This is a genomic window from Microbacterium sp. M, from assembly GCF_045181065.1.
Lineage (GTDB): Bacteria > Actinomycetota > Actinomycetes > Actinomycetales > Microbacteriaceae > Microbacterium.
This window is the reverse complement of record NZ_CP173721.1, coordinates 3,581,737-3,601,626: the sequence shown is the minus strand read 5'-3', so window position 1 is coordinate 3,601,626 and position 19,890 is coordinate 3,581,737. Positions and strand designations below refer to the sequence as shown.

Here is a 19,890-nt window from a genome sequence, read left to right as displayed (position 1 = left end):
GCATCATGGACACCGCAGCTCAGCGTCCGGCCCCCGCCCCCGCCTCCGCGCGGGCGGGCGTCGCCGCGGTCATCGCCGGTCGCCGTGCGCGTCGTCGCCGCCACGCGACCGCGTCGATCGTGCTCGCCGTCGCGGTCTTCGTCCTGGCCGCCGTCGCCCTCATGTTCGGCGACACGTTCTACACCCCGAGCGAGATCGTCCGTGTCATCCTCGGCGAGACCGTCCCCGGCGCCTCGTTCACGGTCGGCGAGCTGCGGCTGCCCCGCACGGCGCTGGCGATCCTCGCCGGAGTCGCATTCGGCATCGCCGGAGTCTCGTTCCAGACGCTGCTGCGCAACCCGCTCGCCTCGCCGGACATCATCGGCATCACCGAAGGCGCGAGCGTCGCTGCCGTCATCGGCATCATCGTGCTGTCTCTGGACGGCCCGGTCGTCTCGGCCATGGCGCTCGCCGGCGCGCTCATCACGGCGCTCGCGATCTATCTGCTCTCGAACAAGGGCGGATTCGCCGGCACCCGGTTGATCCTCATCGGCATCGGTGTCGCCGCCATGCTGCAGAGCGTGATCTCGTACCTGCTGTCGCGTGCCGCGCAATGGGACATCCAGACGGCCATGCAGTGGATGACCGGCAGTCTGAACAACGCCTCCTGGGAGCGCGTGACGCCGCTCGCGCTCGCGAGCCTCGTCCTCCTGCCGCTCATGTTCTCGCAGGCGCGGTCGCTCGGGATGCTGAGGCTCGGCGACGATTCGGCCGCAGGTCTCGGCGTGCGGGTGACCGGCACACGGATGCTGTTCATCGTCGGCGCCGTCGCGCTGCTGGCGTTCGCCACCGCAGCCACCGGACCCATCGCGTTCGTGGCGTTCATGGCGGGCCCCATCGCCGCCCGCATCACCGGACCGGGCGCGAACCTGCTGCTGCCCTCGGCGCTGATCGGAGCGCTGCTCGTGCTGGGCGGCGACCTGATCGGCCAGTTCCTGCTGCCCGGTCGCTATCCGGTCGGCGTGATCACCGGCATCCTCGGGGCTCCGTACCTCATCTATCTGCTCATCCGCACGAACCGACAGGGGGCCTCGCTGTGACCGCGACCCACCAGCTGAGCGCCGAGGGCGTCACCCTCGGCTACGGCGACCGCACCATCATCGACGGGCTGGATCTGTCCGTCGCACCAGGGAAGATCACCACGATCGTCGGCGCCAACGGATGCGGCAAGTCGACGCTGCTGCGTTCGCTCGCGCGCCTGCTGTCGCCGAGTGCCGGTCAGGTGGTGCTGGACGGCAAGTCCGTGCACGCCCGGCCGACCAAGGAGGTCGCCCGCATCCTCGGGCTGCTGCCGCAGTCGCCGGTCGCGCCGGAGGGCATCGCGGTCGCCGACCTCGTCGGCCGCGGACGGCATCCGCATCAGAAGGTGCTGTCGCGCTGGAATACCCGCGACTACGAGGCCGTCGCGGATGCGCTCGCCGCCACCGGGACGACCGAACTCGCCGACCGCAGCGTCGATGAGCTGTCCGGCGGTCAGCGTCAGCGCGTCTGGATCGCGATGGCGCTCGCGCAGGAGACCGACATCCTGCTGCTGGACGAGCCGACCACGTTCCTCGACGTCGCGCACCAGGTCGAGGTGCTCGACCTGCTCACCGACCTCAGCGTCTCGCGCGGCACCACGATCGTCATGGTGCTGCACGACCTCAATCTCGCCGCCCGCTACTCCGACGAACTCGTCGCGATGAAGAGCGGACGCGTGCATGCCATCGGGACTCCGACCGAGGTCGTCACCAGCGCCCTCGTGGAGTCCGTGTTCGGCATGGCCAATCAGATCACCACCGACCCGGTTTCAGGCAAGCCGATGGTCACACCAATCGGGAGGCACCATGTCCGCTGAGACCACCACCAAGGCCAAGTCGTCGTACGTCCTCGGACGCGCCGAGGTGCGCTCGGTCGAACGGGTGTCGCCGAACTTCGTGCGGATCACGTTCGGCGGTGAGGAGATCGCCGACTTCGGCACCCCCGGCGACGTCTACGACGCGCGCATCAAGCTGATCTTCCCGCCGGCCTCCGGCATCCTGCCTCCGATCGATCGCGACACCGACGACTGGTGGGGGTCGTACCTGGCCGTACCGGAGGACGAGCGCGGATCGATGCGCACCTACTCGATCAGGGAGCTGCGGGTGTCGGATGCCGGGGAGACCGAGGTCGTCATCGACTTCGTGCTGCACCTGGCGCCAGGGCTCACCGGCCCGGCATCCCTGTGGGCGAGCTCCGCCGCGGTCGGCAAGGAGCTCTTCCTCATCGGACCGCGGCGCGGCCGTGAGGACCGCGGCGGCATCGAATACGCACCGGGGGGCGCGTCTTCTGTGCTGCTCGCGGGCGACGAGACGGCCGCGCCCGCGATTGCCCGCATCCTTGAGGACGCTCCGCGGGACCTCCGCGGCCACGCGTTCATCGAGGTTCCTGCTGGCGAAGACATCCTCCAGATCGGCGCACCGGAAGGGGTGGAGATCCACTGGCTGCCGCGCGGCCACGTTCAGCACGGCCTGCGATTGATCCCGACGGTGCTGGACTACCTCGGGGACGACGACACCGAGGAGATCACCGTCACCGACATCGACGGTGAGGACCTCGTGTGGGAGACGCCGGTGTACTCGGGGCTCGGGGAGGACTTCGAGAACGCCGGCGCTTCCGCCGACCGCTACTTCTGGATCGCGGGCGAGAGCGGGGTCGTCACGACGCTGCGGCGCCACCTCGTGAAGGACCTCGGGATCGATCGATCGCAGGTCGCGTTCATGGGGTACTGGCGCCGCGGCGTCGCGATGCGCGGCTGAGGCTCTGCGGGGGGCCGCTGCGGGCTGCCCCCTCTCGTTCGTTGAGCGAGCGGAGCGAGTCGAAACGGGTTCTCTGCCGCAGATGCGTTCAGGCGAGCGAGCGGAAGAACGCGCGGATGTCGTCCGCGAGCAGTACCGGCTCCTCCATCGCGGGGAAGTGGCCGCCCTCGGCGAAATCGCTCCACCGGTTGACGGCTCCCCACGGGTCCATCGTGCGGCGCAGCAGCGGATGCGTGTCGAACGCCGCCCACGCGGAGGGCACCTGCGCCATCACGAAGTCCAGGTCGGCATGCTCGCCCTCGTAGTAGAACTGCGCGCTGGAGGCGCCGCTGCGGGTGAACCAGTACAGGCTGATGCCGGTGAGCAGCTGGTCGCGATCGACGGAGGGCGGCCGGTAGCCGGCATCCGTCCTGGTCTTGAACTTCTCGGCGATCCACGCGAGCAGGCCGACCGGTGAATCGGTCAGCGCCGGACCGATCGTGTCCGGTCGGTGATTGTGCATCTCGAGGTATCCGCGCTCCTCCGCGCTCGCGGCCTGCACGGCGGCGAGCTGCTCGGTCTCATCGTCGGAGAGCCCGTCCGGCGCCGGGAAGACGGTGCCGACGAGCCCGAGCACGGCGCGGTCGACGGCGACGTGCGTGCCGATCACGCGCTCGGGGTGGACTCCGGCCAGGCGGCCGGCGATGCCCGAACCGATGTCACTGCCGTGGACGGCGAAGCGCTCGTATCCGAGGCGCGTCATGATCTCGGCGTAGGCATCCGTCGTCCGCGCGAGCTCCCAGCCGGTCCCCGACAGCGGAGTGGAGAACCCGAAGCCTGCCGGCGACGGGATGACGAGGTGGGAGTCGTCGGTCAGCAGCGGGATGAGGCGCTGGTATTCGACGAATGAGCCGGGCCATCCATGGGCCAGGAGCAGCGGTGTGGCCGCCGGGTTCGCGGAACGCACGTGCACGACATGGAACGTCTGCCCGTCGACGACGGTCGTGAACTGCTCGTGCGCGTTGAGCTGCGCCTCCTGCGCGCGCCAGTCGAATCCGTCGCGCCAGTGCTCGGCGAGTTCGGTCAGGTAGGGCAGCGGGATGCCGCGGCTGAAGTCCTCGCGATCATCACGACCGGGGACAGGAAGCGGCCAGCGCGCGTGCGCCAGTCGGGTGCGCAGATCTTCGAGATCGGCCTGCGGGATGTCGATGCGGAAGGGGGTGAGGGCGTTGGTGTCGGTCATGACATCAACACTCGTTGGGATTGCGGCAGACGAGCTTCCGCAATCGGTGGAATGATCGAGCACATGTTGGAGACGTCCGCGAGACTGCTGGAGCTGCTGTCGCTGCTGCAGGTCCGCCGCGATTGGACGAGCTCCGAGCTCGCCGATCGGCTCTCGGTGAGCACGAGGACGGTGCGCGCGGACATCGGAAAGCTGCGGTCCCTCGGGTATCCGGTCGATGCGCGACCTGGCGTCGCGGGCGGATACCGGTTGGCTGCGGGATCTGCCATGCCACCGCTGCTGCTCGATGACGAAGAGGCGGTCGCCGTCGCGGTCGGGCTGGGTTCACTCGCCACCGGACGCAGCGGCATCGAGGAGACGGCGCTCACCGCGCTCGCGAAGCTCGAGCAGGTGCTGCCTTCGCGCCTGCGACCGCGCGTCGCGGCGGTGCGCGGGGCCACGAGTGCCGTTCCCGGCATCGAACCTCCCCTCGACCTGTCTGCGCTCGGCGCGGTGGCCACGGCGATCCGCGGTCATGAACGACTGCGGTTCGGGTACACGAAGCCCGGCGGCATCGAGGAGACGCGCCACACCGAGCCGCAGCGGCTCGTGAGCTGGGGCCCGTTCTGGTATCTGCTCGCGTGGGACCTCGATCGCGACGATTGGCGCGTCTTCCGGGTCGATCGCATGGTGCCGCGCGCGCCGACCGGCGTCACGTTCCGAGCGCGCGTGATCGCGGAGGACGACGTCGTCCGGTTCGTCGTCGCGCGCGTGAGCACGGCGGCGTGGCGATATCGCGCCCGGCTGCTCGTGCACGCGTCGGCGGTGGAGTTCGCGGCGAAGGTCAGTCCCATCCCCGTCGAGATCGAGGCGGTCGACGACGTCACGTGCCGCGCCGAGATGGGCGCGGATGATCCCGACCGGCTCGCGTTGTGGATCGCACAACTCGACGTCGACGTCGAGATCGTCGAGGGCGCCGAGCTCGCCGCCGCGTTCGAGCGCCTTGCGGCGAGGTTCGCCCGGGCGTCCGCATCCGCTCGTTGAGCGAGGTCGCCCCCTCTCGTTCGTTGAGCGAGCGGAGCGAGTCGAAACGGGCTGACTGCGGTGCGGCGTGAACGCGTTTCGACTCGGTCGGCTCCGCCGTCCTCGCTCAACGAGCGAGTGAAGCGCTCGACGAACGGGGACGGGGCCCGCGTCCGGCGGCGTCGGCGGACCATGGTTCGATGGAAGCATGGACGAAGGCAAGCGGATGCTGCAGGAGACCCGCGCGATCTGGGTCACCGCGATCAGCTTCCTCGTCGGAACCGTCGTCGGCACGATCGTTCTGTGGGGGAATCCGCGTCCGATCGCGGGGGACGGTTCCGTCGGCATCCCGGCGGCCATCATCGCAGGCCTGGTCGCTGCGGCGTCATTCGTCGTCAGCGCATTCCTGCATCGTCGCGGCGAGACCAAGCCGATGCCGCGCTGGCAGGCGATCGTGTCCGATGTCTCGGCCGTCGCGCTGACCATCGCGTTCGCGGGCGTCACCGCGCTGGGCGTTCTGCTCGCCGGCGAGATCCTGGGCGTGGGGCTGCAGGGGCTCGAGCTCCCGGCCATCGGCGGCGGGCTGCTCACCGGCGTCGCGTCCGCGGTCGGCGGGCGCCTCGCCTTCGCCGCCGGGGTGGGGCTGGAGACCGGCGATCTCGCTGGTCTGCTGTTCAGTTACCTCGTGATCGGCACGGTGTTCGCCATGCTGACGGCGGCCGACCCCGACTGGTGGGCGCTGAACTTCTCCCAGCTCGGCATCGGCGCCGGATCCTGGGCCTTCAACGGGACGCTCGTCGTCGCGGGGCTCCTCGTCGCGACCGTCGGCGCGTACATCGGTCGTGACCTGCACCGCATCCTCGGCGACGAGGAGTTCCGGCAGATCGTCTGGGTCGTGGTGCTGTGGACCGGCGCCGGCCTCGCGCTGGCGTGCGTCGGCATCTTCCCGATCCACCGGATCGTCGTGGCGCACAACATCGCCGCGTTCGCGACACTGGCGCTGTTCATCGCGGCGGCCGTCGTGACGACGATCGTGATGCCAGGGCCGCCGAAACCGCTGGTGTTCACCACGGTCGTGGTCGGGGCTCTGCTCGTCGTGGCGTTCATCCTGTGCGACCCGCTGCGCCTCTACTCGCTCACCGTGCTCGAGGTGATCGCCGTCGGGCTCGGCCTGCTGTGGATGACGACGCTCGTCCGCATCCTCGCCGTGCTGTCGCCCGCGCAGTCGCGCCCGTCGGCGCGCCCGACGTTCCGCAACCGCTGAGGCGCCGAGCCTCGGCATCCGGTGGCGCCGCTCGGCCCGCCGACATCAGGAGGTTCGCCTGAGATCAGGAGAAATACGGCCGGAAGGTCCTGATCCGGGGCGATCGTCCTGATTTCGGCGTCGGCCCAGAGTGCACCGAACGCTCAGGCGCTCGCGCGCACCACCAGCTCGGTGTCCAGGATGACCGATCGCGGCTCGGCACCGGCGATGACGTCCAGCAGCACGCCCACCATCTGCGCGCTGATCTGATCCCACGGCTGGCGCATGGTCGTGAGCGGCGGCTCGTGCGTCGCGGCGAGGCCCGAGTCGTCGAAGCCCGCGACGGCCACATCCTCCGGCACGCGCAGCCCGGCCTTGCGCACCGCCGCCGCAGCGCCGGCCGCCATGCGGTCGCTCGCGGCGAACACGGCATCCACTCCGCGCTCGAGCAGCCGAGTCATCGCGGTCTGCCCCGACTCGAACGAGTAGTCGCCGACCTCGACGAGCGAAGCGTCGAACGACGAACCGAGCTCATCGCGGAACCCGACGAGGCGATACCGCCCGCCTGGGGTGTCGTCAGGACCCGCGATCATGCCGATCCGCTCGTGCCCCTGCGCGCGCAGGTGCACCGCCATCGCCCTCGCCGAGCCGACTTCGTCGACCGAGACGGTCGACAGCTCGCCTTCGTGTCCGAGCGGGATGCCGCAGCACACGGTCGGGATGCCGGTGTCGATGAGTTCGTCCAGCAGCGGCTCCGATTCGTGCGACGAGATCAGCATGACCCCGTCGACGTGACCGGCGCGGATGAAGTGCGCGACGCTCTCGCGCTCGGCCGCGGTGCCCGCCACGAGCAGCACCAGCGTCATCGACCGCTGGGCCAGCGCCTCGGCGGCTCCGCGCAGCAGCAGCGCGAAGGTCGGGTCGTCGAACAGCAACTGCTGCGGCTCGGTCAGCAGGAACGCCATGGAGCCGGCGCGACCCGTCGCGAGGCTGCGGGCATGGTGGTTCGCGGTGTACCCGGTGGCGACGATCGCCTCTTCGACGGCGACGCGCGCGTCGGGGGACACCCAGTGCCCGCCGTTGATCACGCGCGAGACCGTGCTGCGGGAAACCCCGGCCTGCACCGCCACATCGCGGATCGTCGGCTTCCGCTTCGCCGTCAGATCACTCATCGGAGCGACTCTACTCACTTCCGGCACATCCGCGTAGCCGACACTGGGACCGGTCTCAGTTCGGTAACGGTTCCCGCATCGAGCGCGACACGGCGAACACCGGTGAGGTAGAACTGAGACCGGTCCCAGTCGCATCGCAGGCCTCAACCCCTGAGCCGACCTGAGACCGGTCCCAGTTTCACTTGCACTACCCGCACCGACCCGATGGAGTGCCGATGACCACCCCCCACGCCTGGCCCGCCCTCGAGGGAATCGCCTACGGCGGCGACTACAACCCCGAGCAGTGGTCCCGTGAGACCTGGCGCGAGGACGTCGTCCTCATGCGCGAGGCCGGGGTGAATCTCGTCAGTGTGGGCATCTTCTCGTGGGCGCTCATCGAGGTGGCCGAAGGCGTCTTCGACTTCGAATGGCTCGACGAGCTGCTCGACCTGCTGCACGACAACGGCATCAAGGTCGACCTGGGCACTCCGACGGCGTCTCCGCCGGCCTGGTTCTTCGCGAACCACCCCGACGCGCGCGTCATCGACCGCGAAGGCCGCACCATGGGCTTCGGCTCGCGCGGTATGGCTTCGCACTCCTCGCCGGCGTACCGCGAGGCGATCGTCCGCTACGCCGACACGATCGCGGCGCGCTACGCGACGCACCCCGCGGTCGTGCTCTGGCACGTCCACAACGAGTACGGCGTTCCGGTCGGGGAGGACTACTCGCCGGCATCCGTCGCCGCCTTCCGACTCTGGCTGCAGGAGAAGCACGGCAGCCTCCACGCGCTCAACGCCGCGTGGGGCACCGCCTTCTGGAGCCAGCACTACACCGACTGGGAGCACATCGGCGCCCCGGCGATCGCGCCCAGCGTCGTGAACCCGGCCCAGCGCCTGGACTTCGCCCGCTTCACCGATCATCAGTTGCGCGCGTGCTTCATCCTCGAGCGCGACGCGATCCGCGCGCACGCCGACCAGCCGATCACCACGAACTTCATGGCGAACCAGAGCTGGACGACCGACCTCTGGGCCTGGGCGCAGGAGGTCGACATCGTTTCGGACGACCACTACCTCTGGGCAGCTGACGAGGACGCGCACATCGGGCTCGCGATCGCGGCCGACCTCACCCGCTCGGTGGGAGGCAACAAGCCCTGGATCCTCATGGAGCACTCCACCTCCGCCGTGAACTGGCAGCCGCGCAACATCGCCAAGCGTCCGGGGGAGATGAAGCGCAACTCCCTCACGCATGTCGGGCGCGGTGCCGATGGCATCCTGTTCTTCCAGTGGCGGGCCGGCCGATCCGGTGCCGAGAAGTTCCACTCCGCGATGCTCCCGCACGCCGGCACCGACTCGCGCGTCTTCCGCGAGGTGGTCGATCTGGGTGCGACGCTGCAGCGGATCGAAGAGGTCCAGGGCTCTGTCGTGCAGGCCGATGTCGCCGTGCTCTGGGACTTCGAGTCGTTCTGGGCGCAGGATCTCGAGTGGCGCCCCTCCGAGGACGTCACGCACGCAGCGCAGGTCCGGCACTTCTACGAGCAGCTCTGGCGCGACGGGATCACGGTCGACTTCGCCCTCCCCGGCCACGACCTCTCCGGCTACAAGCTCGTCGTCGCCCCCGCGCAGTACATGCTGAGCGCTGCGGATGCCGAGAACCTGGCGCGCTACGTGTCCGGCGGCGGCACCCTGCTGGTCTCGTTCTTCTCCGGCGTCGTCGACGAGAACGACGCCGTGCACGTCGGCGGCTTCGCCCCAGGACTGCGCGAGGCGCTCGGCCTCTCGGTCGAGGAGGTCCTGCCGCTGCGCGAAGGCGTGAGCCATACCGTCTCCTGGCCGGGCCACGATGAGGTCCGTGCCGATGTCTGGCAGGAGGACATCCGCCTCGAAGGTGCGGAGGTCGTCGCCCGCCTTGCGGACGGGCCAGGGCAGGGCGGCCCCGCGATCACGCGGCACGCGCACGGCGACGGCTTCGGCTGGTACGTCAGCACCCGACTGGACGCCGCCGGCATGCGCACCCTGCTGAGCTCCGTGTACGCGGATGCCGCGGTGACCCCGGCATCCCACGCCGAGGGCCTCGAGGTGATCGCCCGACGCAAGGACGACGCGACCTATCTCGTCGCCGTCAACCACAACGACGACGAGGCCACGTTCGCCGCCACCGGCACCGACCTGGTCACGGGATCCGATGTCGACGGCACCGTCACGGTGCCCGCCGGCGGCGTCGCCGTGATCCGCACCACCACCGACTGACAACTCCATACGCACGGGCTCCCGCCCGTCGCACACACCCCGGTCGTGACGATGCGACTCGCTCAGCGAAGCGCGTCGGCGGCCACAACAGAGAGGAACACCGCATGCGCAAGCACATCGCAGTCGGCGCATTCGCGCTGACCGCTGCCGTCGTCCTGACCGGCTGCGGATCCAGCACGCCGGAATCCGAAGCCCCCTCCGGCGACGGCGCCGAACTGGTCATCTGGACCGACGCCGAGCGCGAGGAGGCGATCACCGCCGCCGCCGAGGCCTTCGAGGAGGAGACCGGCGCGACCGTCAAGCTCGTCCAGAAGAACTTCGAGGACCTCCGGGACGACTTCATCGCCCAGGTGCCCACCGGTGAGGGCCCCGACATCACCGTCGGTGCGCACGACTGGCTCGGCGCGCTCGTCGCCGCCGGCGTCGTGGACACGATCGACCTCGGCGACAAGGCATCCGAATTCGAGCCTGTCTCGATCGAAGCCATGACCTACGACAGCCAGCTGTACGCGCTGCCGTACTCGCTCGAGTCGATCGCGCTCGTGCAGAACGTCGACCTCGTCGGCGAAGAAGCACCAGCGACCTGGGACGAGATGATCCAGAAGGGCATCGAGTCCGGCGCGGAGCGTCCGTTCGTCATCAACACCGAGGGCGAGACCGGCGACGGCTACACGATGTACCCGTTCCAGACCTCGTTCGGCGCTCCGGTGTTCGTGCAGGACGAATCCGGCTCGTACACGAGCGAGGTCGGCATGGGCGGCGCGAACGGCGAGGCCTTCGCGACGTGGCTGGGAGCCAACGGAGCCAACGGCACCGGCTACATCTCCACCACGGTCGACTACGACATCAACAACGAGCTGTTCAACTCGGGCAAGGCCCCGTACACGATCCAGGGACCGTGGGCGATCAGCGCCTACCCGGACGTCAACGTCGTCGTGAACCCGATCCCGTCGGCCGGCGGCGAGACCGCGGCTCCCTTCGTGGGCGTGCAGGGCTTCTACCTGTCGAGCCAGAGCGAGAACGCGCTGCTCGCGCAGGAGTTCCTCGTGAACTACCTCGGCACGGAGGACGCCCAGCGCGCCCTCTATGAGGCCGACCCTCGGATCCCGGCGTGGACGGCGCTGGCCGAGGAGGTCTCTTCCGACCCGATCATCGCCGGCTTCGTGGCATCGTCGCAGAACGGCGTCCCGATGCCGTCGATCCCCGAGATGGGCTCGGTCTGGGACCTGTGGAACGCCGCTCAGGTGCAGATCATCAACGGCGCCGACCCGGTGTCGACATGGAACACGATGGTCGCCGACGTCGAGGCCGCGACCGCCGGTTGACCCGCCGCGGGCCGGGAGGCGCATCGTCTCCCGGCCCGCGCACCGCATTCCCGCAGACAGGAGGACAGGATGCCGTCACCGGCAACGTCGACGCAGCACAAGCCCGCGTCGGAGCAGCGCGAATCGCACGCCCGCGGTTTCCGCGGACTGGGCTGGGGTTTCCTGGTCAAGCTCGCGCTGATGGCACTGATCAACGCGTTCGGAATCATGACCGCGATCGCCGCCTGGCGGGTCGAATCGTGGATCGTGCTCGGCGCGATCGTCGTTCTCGTCGCGATCGCCGACTGGGTGTACTTCACCAAGAAGGCACTCCCGCTGAAGTACCTGCTCCCCGGGCTCGTCTTCCTCCTCGTCTTCCAGGTGTTCATCTTCGGATACACCGCCTACATCGCCTTCACCAACTACGGCTCCGGCCACATCGGCTCCCAGGAGCAGGCCGTCGAGGCGGCTCTCATCCAGGGCGAGCGCCGCGTCGAAGGATCGCCGACCTACCCGCTGTCCGTCGTCGAGCGCACCGGCGAGATGGGCTTCGCGATCGTCGACGAGGACGGCGATGTGCAGGTCGGTTCGGCCCTCGAACCGCTCACCGAAGCATCCGGAGCGTCCGTCGGATCCGGCGGCGCACCCGACGAGGTGCCCGGCTGGACCGTCGTCCCCCGCGCCACCGTTCTGAGCGACACCGAGTTGCAGGCGCAGATCGCCGAGCTGCGCGTGCCGGTCTCGGACGATCCGAACGACGGCTCCGTCCGTACGCGCGACGGCTCGTCCGGCGCGATCTACGAGTCCACCCTGGTGTGGGATGCCGAGGCCGAGACGATCACCGACACCACGACCGGGACGGTGTACAGCGCGGATGACCGCGGCTCGTTCGTCGCCGAGGACGGCACCGCGCTGCCCACCGGCTGGTACGTGAACGTCGGCTTCGAGAACTTCCTGAGACTGTTCACCGATCCGCTGCTGGCCTCCACTCTCGGCAGCGTCACGGTCTGGACGTTCGCGTTCGCGATCCTCTCGGTCGTGCTGAGCTTCGCCGTCGGCCTGGGGCTGGCGATCGTCTACAACGACCCGCGGGTGCGAGGGCGCCGCGTGCTGCGAGCGCTGTTCATCCTGCCGTACGCGTTCCCGGCGTTCATGGCCGCGCTGCTGTTCCGCGGCATGTTCAACGCCGAGTTCGGCGTCATCAACGACCTGTTCTTCTTCGGACAGCAGATCAACTGGCTGGGCGACCCGTGGCTGACCAGAGCCGCCGTGATCTTCGTCAACGTCTGGCTGAGCTATCCGTACTGGTTCCTGGTGTGCACCGGCGCGCTGCAGTCGCTGCCGGGGGACACGCTCGAGGCCGCCGAGATCGACGGCGCGAACAAGATGCAGCGGTTCCGCTCGATCGTGCTTCCGCTGCTGCTCGTGTCGACCGCTCCGCTGCTGATCGCGTCGTTCGCCGTGGCGTTCAACAACTTCACGGTCATCTACACGTTCAACAACGGCGGGCCGGCGATCGCCGGAGCGCCGTACGCGCTCGGTTCGACCGACATCCTGGTGTCCGCCATCTACGACGTCTCCGGCGTCTCGGGCGGCGCCAGCGACTACGGCCTCGCGAGCGCGCTCTCCATCATCGCCTTCATCGTGGTCGGTGTGATCTCGGCGCTGAGTTTCCGCCAGACCCGCAAGCTCGAGGAGTACCAGTGATGTCCATGCAGACCAAGGCCGTCGTCACCGGATCAGCGGATGCCGAGGCATCCAGAGCCGGAGCCCGCAGGCGCCGCTGGTGGAGCGAGGTCGGATGGAAGTACATCCTGGCCGTCGTGGTGCTGTTCTTCGCCGCGTTCCCGCTCGTCTACGTGCTCTCGTCGTCGCTGAACCCGAACGGGTCGCTCGCGGCATCCAGCAACCTGTTCTCGGCGTTCGACCTCACGAACTACGTCGAGCTCGGGCGGTCCAGGTACTGGGTCTGGTTCGGCAACACGCTGCTCATCGGCGGTATCACGGCGATCGGCTCGGTGCTGATGGGAGCGGCGGGGGCGTACGCGTTCTCGCGGTTCCGCTTCACCGGGCGGCGGGTGAGCCTGACCACGCTGCTCGTGCTGCAGATGTTCCCGCAGGCGCTCGCGTTCATCGCGATCTTCCTCATGCTGCTGACGATCGGCGAGGTCGTGCCGGCCCTCGGCATCAACTCGAAGATCGCGCTGATCTGCGTCTACCTCGGCGGAGCGCTCGGGGCGAACACGTTCCTCATGTACGGGTTCTTCAACACGATCCCGGTCGAGATCGACGAGTCGGCCAAGATCGACGGCGCCACGCACGCGCAGATCTTCTGGCGCCTGATCATGCCGCTCGTCGTGCCGATCCTCGCGGTGGTCGGGCTGCTGGCGTTCCTCGCGGCGTTCGGCGACTTCATCCTGTCGAAGATCATCCTCACCAGTGAGGACAACTGGACCCTCGCGGTCGGCATGTACCAGTGGGTCTCGAACCAGCTCACCTCGCGCTGGGGGCTGTTCGCCGCCGGTGTCGTGGTGGCGGCGATCCCCGTGCTCGCACTGTTCTTCTCGCTGCAGAAGTACATCGTCGGCGGCTTGACCCAGGGCGCCGTCAAGGGCTGACCCTCCGCACACTCCCACTCGAAAGGCCGTCATGCACCGTCGCACACGCCCACTCCTCTCGGCGATCATCGCCGCCTTCACCGCGCTGGTCGTCTTCGGCGGCTCGGCGCCCGCTGCCGCGGCGGCTCCGGTCGAGCCCGCCGCCGCGGCATCCGATCCGGCATCCGCCCCGGTGGATGCCGAGATCACCGTGCCGCGCGTCGAGAACCTCTCCGAGAACTTCATCGGCGGCGTCGATGTCTCCTCGGTGCTGTCCCTGGAGGAGTCCGGGGTCGTCTTCCGCGATCAGGACGGCGAGCCGGGCGACCTCTTCGCGATCCTCGCCGAGTCCGGGATCACCGATGTGCGCGTGCGGGTCTGGAACGACCCGTTCGACGCCGCAGGGCGTGGCTACGGCGGCGGGAACGTCGACGTCGACCGTGCGGTCGAGATCGCCGAGCGTGCGACGGTCGCCGGCCTCGGCGTGCTCGTCGACTTCCACTACTCCGACTTCTGGGCCGATCCAGCCAAGCAGCAGGCGCCGAAGGCGTGGGCAGGGCTGGATGCCGCGGAGACGGCCGCCGAGGTCGGCGCGTTCACTCGTGACGCGATGCAGCGCTTCGTCGCGGCGGGAGTCGACGTGCGGATGGTGCAGATCGGCAACGAGACGAACAACGCCGTCGCCGGCATCACCGGCTGGGACGGCATGGCACAGGTGTTCTCCGCCGGCGCCGCAGCGGTGCGCACCGAGGCGCCCGACGCCCTCGTCGCCCTGCACTTCACGAACCCCGAGCGGGCCGGCTTCTATGCGAATGTCGCCGCGCAGCTGGACAGTCGAGACGTCGACTACGACGTGTTCGCATCGTCGTACTACCCGTTCTGGCACGGCACGCCGGAGAACCTCACCAGCGTGCTGACGCATGTCGCCGACACCTACGGCAAGAAGGTCATGGTCGCCGAGACCTCGTGGGCGCACACGCTGGAGGACGGGGACGGACACGGCAACGTGATCGATCTGGCCTCCGAAGCGACGCAGTACCCGGTGAGCATGCAGGGACAGGCGAACGCGATGCGCGCCGTCGTGCAGGCCGTCGCCGACGTCGGAGACGCCGGCCTCGGCGTCTTCTACTGGGAGCCGGCCTGGCTGCCGGTCGGAACGCCCGACGAGCTGGAGGCCAACAAGGTCCTGTGGGAGCGCGACGGATCCGGCTGGGCGTCGAGCTTCGCCGGTGAGTACGATCCGCACGACGCCGGCCAGTGGTACGGCGGCTCGGCATGGGACAACCAGGCGCTGTTCGCGCTCGACGGCACAGCCGCCGACGCGCTCAACATCTTCTCCTACGTGCGCACCGGGTCGGTTGCTCCACGGGAGGTCGACCAGGTCGCGCCGGTCGCCCTCGCGGTGACCGAGGGCGACGACATGGTGCTGCCGGAGCAGGTCGAGGTGCGCTACACCGACGGCACCTCGGAGGCGCAGCCGGTGACCTGGTCCGACGCCGTGCAGTACATCGAGGGCGTCGGCGAGTACGCGGTCACCGGCACGACGAGCAGCGGGCTCTCGGCATCCGCCACGATCTCGGTCGCCGCCAGGAACTTCCTCGTCAACCCGGGTTTCGAGGACGCCGATGTCTCCGTCTGGACGACCTCGGGCACCGGCTTGAGCCTGCGCGCCTGGGACGACCCGCACTCCGGCACGCACTCGGCGCACTTCTATTCGGATGCCGCGTACGCGTTCGAGCTGTCGCAGACCGTCACCGGGCTCGCGGAAGGCGCGTACGTCGCGCGGGCCGCGCTGCAGGGCGACGGCGAAGGCGATCAGGGGCGGGTCGCGCTCGCGCTGTCCTCGCCCGAATTCGCGGGAGAGCCCGTCGCGTTCGACCTCGACGGCTGGCGGGTCTGGTCCACGCCGACGACCGCGGCCGTGCAGATCCCCGAGACTGGCACGGCGACCGTGCGGGTCGCGGCGAACCTCCCGGCCGGTGCCTGGGGTACCTTCGACGACCTCGAACTCGTGCGGATGCCGGAGCCCGGTGCCGACACGACGCAGCTGAAGACGCAGCGGGATGCCGCGGCATCCGTCGATCCGGCCGACTATGTCGAATCGTCCACGACCGGCCTCGCCGCCGCCATCGCGCGCGCCGACATCGTGCTGGGCGCCGCTTCACCGAGCGAGGAGGCCGTGGCCGGAGCGCTGCGGGCGGTCAACGAGGCGCTCGATGCGCTCGTGATCCGGGACGACGCGAACGCGGCGCCGGCGCGCGGTGCGCTCTCGCACGACAACGGGCACGACACCGGCCTGCTCGACGGCGACTTCACCCTCACGATGAACCTGTGGTGGGGCGAGAACGCCACGAAGCTGCGGGTGTTCGAGAACGGCGAGCTCATCGCGTCCGTCCCGCTCGCCTACGGCGGTACCGCGGCGCAGACCGCGACCGTCGCGGTGAGCGGCAAGCCGAACGGCATCTACGAGTACACCGGCGAGCTCGTCAACTCGCAGGGGGAGACGGTCGTGAAGCCGGTGACCGTGACGGTGAAGGATGCCGCCCCGGGCGTTCCCGCGCTGTCCGCTGACAACCGCGACGGCGACGGCAGCTACACGATCACGGCGGACCTGTGGTGGGGCACGAACGCGACCGGCTACCGGCTCTACGAGGACGGCCAGCTGCTGACAGCGGGCGACCTGGTCGCGAAGACGCCGGCCGCGCAGCGCATCGTGGTGGACATCGCCGACCGCGCGGTCGGCCCGCACACGTACGTGGTCGAGTTCGTGAACGCGGCCGGGGCCACCGAGAGCAAGCCGCTCACGGTGCGCGTCCGGGGCTGACGGGCGTCGCCCCCGGCATCCGACCCGAACGGCTGCCGGCGGTTCCCGCGTCCCAGGTCGCACTTTCTGCTGTTCCGCCCGCGAACCGCACATTCGGGTCGCAAATTCTGTCGTTCCGACGCGGCCGAAGCGGCAGAATTCGCGACCTGGACGCCGTGACGCCCGGCTCGCCGGCCGTGGCCCCGGCATCCGATCCGCGCTCCGGATGCCGGGGGCTCGCCTCACTTCGCGAGGAACGCGGTCAGCGCGGCATTGACCTCGTCGGCGTGCGTCCAGAGCAGGCCGTGCGGCGCACCCTCGACCTCGATGTAGTCGGCGGCCGGCACCGCCTGGTGGAATCGGCGGGCCGTCGCGTCGATCGGAAGGATGTTGTCCTTCGTGCCGTGCAGGATCAGCGTGGGCTTGTCCGCATCGCGGACGGCATCCACGTCCGCGCGGAAGTCTTCGATCCACGCCGGCACCACCGCGTAGGCCGCGACGGGGGCGCTGGTGACCGAGAGGTTCCAGTTGGCGGAGACGACCTCCTGGCTGATGCGGCTGCCGAGGTTCTCGTCGAGGTTGTAGAAGTCGTTGTAGAACTGGGTGAACCAGGCGTAGCGGTCACCCTTGGCCGCGGCGACGATCCCGTCGAAGACCGCCTGGGGCACGCCCTCGGGGTTGTCGTCGCGTGCGACCAGGAACGGCTCGAGCGAGGCGAGGAAGGCGAGTTTGGCGACACGATCGTGGCCGTAGCGGGAGACGTAGCGGGCGAGTTCGCCAGTGCCCATCGAGAAGCCGACCAGGACGACGTCGCGGAGGTCGAGCGTCTCGAGGACCGTGTTCAGATCCGCCGCGAAGGTGTCGTAGTCGTATCCGGTGCCGACCTTGGAGGACTGCCCGAAACCGCGGCGGTCATAGGTGATCACGCGGTAGCCGGCATCCAGAAGCTCGCGGGTCTGGCGCTCCCAGCTGTGGCCGTCGAGCGGGTAGCCGTGGATGAGCACGACCGGCTGTCCGGAGCCCTGGTCCTCGTAGTACAGCTCGATGGACGTGCTGTTCTCCTGGCCGACGGTGATGTAGCCCATGATGTCTCCTCTGTCTCGATGAGAACGGTCGTTCTCGCTGCTGGAATCGACACTAGAGAACGATCGTTCTCGTGTCAAGTAGGATGTTCTCATGGACGAGAACGAAGCGCGCGAACGCATCCTCTCCGCTGCGGAGGACCTCTACTACCGCAAGGGATACGCCGCCGTCGGCATGGATGAGCTCCGCGCGGCGGCCGGCGTGTCGCTGCGACGGCTGTACGCCCTGTATCCCTCGAAGAACGAGATCGTGTCCGCCGTGCTGGAACGCAAACACGGCGAATGGGAGTCGTCGCTGTCCGGCGCCGTGGTGGCAGCGGGGGCCGACCCGCGAGACAGGCTGCTCGCCGTGTACGGGTATCTCGAGGACTGGTTCTGCACCGACGACTTCCGCGGATGCGCCTTCATCAACGCGTTCGGCGAACTGGGCGGAACCCACCCGGAGGTCGCCCGCATCGTCCGCGACCACAAGGCGTCGTTCCAGCGATCGATGGCCCAGCTCGTCGAGGATGCCGGCGGTTCGGAGGCGCTCGCCGCGCAGCTGTCGATCCTCGCCGAGGGGGCGCAGAGCACGGCGGCGATCTCCGGTGATCCGCATGCCGCTGTCCAAGCGCGCAGCGCCGCGGAGGTGCTCATCACGGCTTCACTCGCCTGACGCTTCGTCGGTGAGCACCGACACCGTTCTCGTCCGCTAGGGGTGGTCCTCGGCATCCGGCCCTGACAGGATCGGAGGACTCACCGTACGACGGAAGGGACGACGATGTCCGACCAGGTGTTCATCTTCATCGCACTCGCGCTGTACTTCGCAGCCATGCTGATCATCGGCTACGTGGCCTTCAAGCGCACGACCGATCACGAGGACTACATGCTGGGCGGCAGGAATCTGCCGCCGTGGGTGGCGGCGCTCAGCGCCGGGGCATCCGACATGTCCGGCTGGCTCGTCATGGGGCTACCAGGGGCGATCTACCTCTCCGGCCTGATCGAGGCGTGGATCGCGATCGGCCTGACGATCGGGGCGTACCTGAACTGGCTCCTCGTGGCGCCGCGCCTGCGGGCCTACACGCAGGTGTCGCGCAACTCGATCACCGTGCCGAGCTTCTTCGAGAACCGGCTGCGCGACTCGTCGCGGCTGCTGCGGATCCTCGCCGGAGTGGTCATCCTGGTCTTCTTCACCCTCTACATCTCGTCCGGGATGGTCGCGGGCGGCGTGTTCTTCGAGAGCTCGTTCAACTCGGACTATCTGCTCGGGATGGCGCTCGTGGCGGGCGTCACGCTGCTGTACACGCTCTTCGGCGGCTTCCTCGGGGCGTCCTTCACAGATGTCGTGCAGGGGCTGATGATGGTCGTCGCGCTGATCGTCGTCCCGGTGTCGGCCGTCGTCGCGGTCGGCGGCTTCGGCGAGGTGGGCGCGTATGTGGAGGAGCTCGCGCCCGACCACATGTCGTTCCTCGGCGGCACGGCGCTGACCGGCGGCACGGTGCTCGCGATCATCTCGTCGCTCGCGTGGGGGCTCGGATACTTCGGTCAGCCGCACATCATCGTGCGCTTCATGGCTCTGCGCAGCCCGCGCGAGGCGAAGAGCGCGCGCCGGATCGGGATGACGTGGATGATCGTCTCGCTGGTCGGGGCTGTGTTCTCGGGCTTCGTCGGCATCGCCTACATGGCGTCGCAGGGCATCGATCTGGCCAACCCGGAGACCGTCGTTCTTGTCATGTCGCAGACGCTGCTGCATCCGTTCGTCGCCGGCCTCGTGCTGGCCGCCGTTCTCGCGGCGATCATGTCGACGATCTCGAGCCAGCTCATCGTCTGCTCGTCCGCGCTCGTCGAGGACCTCTACAAGGTGATGCGCAAGACGCCCCCGGACGGGAAGCGGATGGTGCTGCTCGGACGGATCGCCGTGCTGGCCGTCGCGATCGTCGCCGCCATCCTGGCGCTCGTGCCCGACGACACGATCCTCGGCCTGGTGTCGTTCGCCTGGGCCGGGTTCGGTGCGGCGTTCGGTCCGCTGATCCTGTTGAGCCTGTTCTGGCGCAAGCTGACCAACTGGGGTGCGCTCGCCGGCATGTTCGTGGGCGCGGCGGGCGTCTTCATCTGGGACGCCGCCTGGCCCGAGATGTACGAACTGCTGCCCGCGTTCGTCTGCGCGACGCTCGCGGCTGTGGTGGTCAGCCTGTTGACGCACCGCGCTGGATCCGACCGCCAGCAGGAGATCCTGCAGGAGTTCAGCGACACCGGCACGCTGCTCGTGGCCAACGGCGTCGGCCGCGGCGCGCGGGGCGACCGCATGACGCCCTGACGCGGCATCCGGCCCGCGTATGGTGCTCCGGTCGCACTTTCTGCGGTTTCGTGGCTGGGCCAGCCGTCCGGGTCGCGAATTCTGCTGCTCTGGTCTGGGCGAATCCGCAGATTCTGCGACCTGGATGC

General features: G+C 69.0%; 15 protein-coding genes. 12 read left to right on the top strand and 3 right to left on the bottom strand.

Annotation, left to right across the window (positions count from 1 at the left end):
- Positions 1 to 5 precede the first annotated feature (5 nt).
- The 3 genes from ACI7YT_RS17445 to ACI7YT_RS17435 are packed head-to-tail and all read left to right on the top strand — an operon-like array spanning position 6 to position 2,816.
- Positions 6 to 1,079: a FecCD family ABC transporter permease gene (locus ACI7YT_RS17445; protein ID WP_406247328.1), complete on the top strand. Its 1,074-nt coding sequence runs from the start codon at positions 6 to 8 to the stop codon at positions 1,077 to 1,079.
- Positions 1,076 to 1,876 (top strand): ABC transporter ATP-binding protein, encoded by an 801-nt coding sequence (locus ACI7YT_RS17440; protein WP_406247326.1) that lies wholly within the window; start codon positions 1,076 to 1,078, stop codon positions 1,874 to 1,876. The genes ACI7YT_RS17445 and ACI7YT_RS17440 overlap by 4 nt, the downstream gene beginning before the upstream one ends.
- Complete coding sequence (locus tag ACI7YT_RS17435; protein ID WP_406247324.1) at positions 1,866 to 2,816, top strand: siderophore-interacting protein; 951 nt, start codon at positions 1,866 to 1,868, stop codon at positions 2,814 to 2,816. Before ACI7YT_RS17440 ends, ACI7YT_RS17435 begins: the two co-directional genes overlap by 11 nt.
- Positions 2,817 to 2,904: 88 nt before the next feature.
- Here ACI7YT_RS17435 and ACI7YT_RS17430 read toward each other — a convergent pair whose 3' ends face one another.
- Positions 2,905 to 4,038 (bottom strand): epoxide hydrolase family protein, encoded by a 1,134-nt coding sequence (locus ACI7YT_RS17430; RefSeq protein ID WP_406247322.1) that lies wholly within the window; start codon positions 4,036 to 4,038, stop codon positions 2,905 to 2,907.
- 63 nt (positions 4,039 to 4,101) lie between these two features.
- Between ACI7YT_RS17430 and ACI7YT_RS17425 the strand changes: the two genes are divergently transcribed.
- Positions 4,102 to 5,061 (top strand): helix-turn-helix transcriptional regulator, encoded by a 960-nt coding sequence (locus ACI7YT_RS17425; RefSeq protein ID WP_406247320.1) that lies wholly within the window; start codon positions 4,102 to 4,104, stop codon positions 5,059 to 5,061.
- 187 nt (positions 5,062 to 5,248) lie between these two features.
- Complete coding sequence (locus ACI7YT_RS17420; RefSeq protein WP_406247319.1) at positions 5,249 to 6,304, top strand: DUF998 domain-containing protein; 1,056 nt, start codon at positions 5,249 to 5,251, stop codon at positions 6,302 to 6,304.
- Positions 6,305 to 6,447: 143 nt separating this feature from the next.
- Here ACI7YT_RS17420 and ACI7YT_RS17415 read toward each other — a convergent pair whose 3' ends face one another.
- Positions 6,448 to 7,455, bottom strand: coding sequence for a LacI family DNA-binding transcriptional regulator (locus ACI7YT_RS17415; protein WP_406247317.1), 1,008 nt, complete (start codon positions 7,453 to 7,455; stop codon positions 6,448 to 6,450).
- A 215-nt stretch (positions 7,456 to 7,670) separates the two neighbouring features.
- Between ACI7YT_RS17415 and ACI7YT_RS17410 the strand changes: the two genes are divergently transcribed.
- From ACI7YT_RS17410 to ACI7YT_RS17390, 5 genes are all read left to right on the top strand, one after another.
- Positions 7,671 to 9,680: a beta-galactosidase gene (locus ACI7YT_RS17410; RefSeq protein ID WP_406247316.1), complete on the top strand. Its 2,010-nt coding sequence runs from the start codon at positions 7,671 to 7,673 to the stop codon at positions 9,678 to 9,680.
- A 104-nt stretch (positions 9,681 to 9,784) separates the two neighbouring features.
- The gene (locus ACI7YT_RS17405; RefSeq protein WP_406247314.1) at positions 9,785 to 11,005 is read left to right on the top strand and encodes an extracellular solute-binding protein; all 1,221 of its coding nucleotides are present in this window, start codon (positions 9,785 to 9,787) and stop codon (positions 11,003 to 11,005) included.
- A gap of 69 nt (positions 11,006 to 11,074) precedes the next feature.
- Positions 11,075 to 12,691: an ABC transporter permease subunit gene (locus ACI7YT_RS17400; RefSeq protein ID WP_406247312.1), complete on the top strand. Its 1,617-nt coding sequence runs from the start codon at positions 11,075 to 11,077 to the stop codon at positions 12,689 to 12,691.
- A gap of 5 nt (positions 12,692 to 12,696) precedes the next feature.
- Entirely contained in the window at positions 12,697 to 13,602 is a 906-nt protein-coding gene (locus ACI7YT_RS17395; protein WP_406250621.1) for a sugar ABC transporter permease, read from the top strand.
- 31 nt (positions 13,603 to 13,633) lie between these two features.
- Positions 13,634 to 16,405, top strand: coding sequence for a glycosyl hydrolase 53 family protein (locus tag ACI7YT_RS17390; RefSeq protein WP_406247310.1), 2,772 nt, complete (start codon positions 13,634 to 13,636; stop codon positions 16,403 to 16,405).
- Positions 16,406 to 16,626: 221 nt separating this feature from the next.
- Here ACI7YT_RS17390 and ACI7YT_RS17385 read toward each other — a convergent pair whose 3' ends face one another.
- Positions 16,627 to 17,469 (bottom strand): alpha/beta fold hydrolase, encoded by an 843-nt coding sequence (locus ACI7YT_RS17385; protein WP_406247308.1) that lies wholly within the window; start codon positions 17,467 to 17,469, stop codon positions 16,627 to 16,629.
- A 91-nt stretch (positions 17,470 to 17,560) separates the two neighbouring features.
- On the opposite strand from ACI7YT_RS17385, the gene ACI7YT_RS17380 reads away from it, so the two are divergent.
- Together ACI7YT_RS17380 and putP are read left to right on the top strand one after the other, a co-directional pair.
- Positions 17,561 to 18,121: a TetR/AcrR family transcriptional regulator gene (locus ACI7YT_RS17380; RefSeq protein ID WP_406247307.1), complete on the top strand. Its 561-nt coding sequence runs from the start codon at positions 17,561 to 17,563 to the stop codon at positions 18,119 to 18,121.
- A gap of 105 nt (positions 18,122 to 18,226) precedes the next feature.
- Positions 18,227 to 19,762, top strand: coding sequence for a sodium/proline symporter PutP (gene putP / locus ACI7YT_RS17375; protein ID WP_406247305.1), 1,536 nt, complete (start codon positions 18,227 to 18,229; stop codon positions 19,760 to 19,762).
- Positions 19,763 to 19,890: the final 128 nt, after the last annotated feature.

What these genes read in the sequence shown, in the direction of transcription:
- putP (WP_406247305.1), top strand. Translation starts at nt 18,227, where the DNA reads ATGTCCGACCAGGTGTTCATCTTCATCGCACTCGCGCTGTACTTCGCA.
- ACI7YT_RS17425 (WP_406247320.1), top strand. Translation starts at nt 4,102, where the DNA reads ATGTTGGAGACGTCCGCGAGACTGCTGGAGCTGCTGTCGCTGCTGCAG.
- ACI7YT_RS17415 (WP_406247317.1), bottom strand. Translation starts at nt 7,455, where the DNA reads ATGAGTGATCTGACGGCGAAGCGGAAGCCGACGATCCGCGATGTGGCG.
- ACI7YT_RS17445 (WP_406247328.1), top strand. Translation starts at nt 6, where the DNA reads ATGGACACCGCAGCTCAGCGTCCGGCCCCCGCCCCCGCCTCCGCGCGG.
- ACI7YT_RS17420 (WP_406247319.1), top strand. Translation starts at nt 5,249, where the DNA reads ATGGACGAAGGCAAGCGGATGCTGCAGGAGACCCGCGCGATCTGGGTC.
- ACI7YT_RS17410 (WP_406247316.1), top strand. Translation starts at nt 7,671, where the DNA reads ATGACCACCCCCCACGCCTGGCCCGCCCTCGAGGGAATCGCCTACGGC.
- ACI7YT_RS17400 (WP_406247312.1), top strand. Translation starts at nt 11,075, where the DNA reads ATGCCGTCACCGGCAACGTCGACGCAGCACAAGCCCGCGTCGGAGCAG.
- ACI7YT_RS17430 (WP_406247322.1), bottom strand. Translation starts at nt 4,038, where the DNA reads ATGACCGACACCAACGCCCTCACCCCCTTCCGCATCGACATCCCGCAG.
- ACI7YT_RS17395 (WP_406250621.1), top strand. Translation starts at nt 12,697, where the DNA reads ATGCAGACCAAGGCCGTCGTCACCGGATCAGCGGATGCCGAGGCATCC.
- ACI7YT_RS17380 (WP_406247307.1), top strand. Translation starts at nt 17,561, where the DNA reads ATGGACGAGAACGAAGCGCGCGAACGCATCCTCTCCGCTGCGGAGGAC.
- ACI7YT_RS17435 (WP_406247324.1), top strand. Translation starts at nt 1,866, where the DNA reads ATGTCCGCTGAGACCACCACCAAGGCCAAGTCGTCGTACGTCCTCGGA.
- ACI7YT_RS17405 (WP_406247314.1), top strand. Translation starts at nt 9,785, where the DNA reads ATGCGCAAGCACATCGCAGTCGGCGCATTCGCGCTGACCGCTGCCGTC.
- ACI7YT_RS17385 (WP_406247308.1), bottom strand. Translation starts at nt 17,469, where the DNA reads ATGGGCTACATCACCGTCGGCCAGGAGAACAGCACGTCCATCGAGCTG.
- ACI7YT_RS17390 (WP_406247310.1), top strand. Translation starts at nt 13,634, where the DNA reads ATGCACCGTCGCACACGCCCACTCCTCTCGGCGATCATCGCCGCCTTC.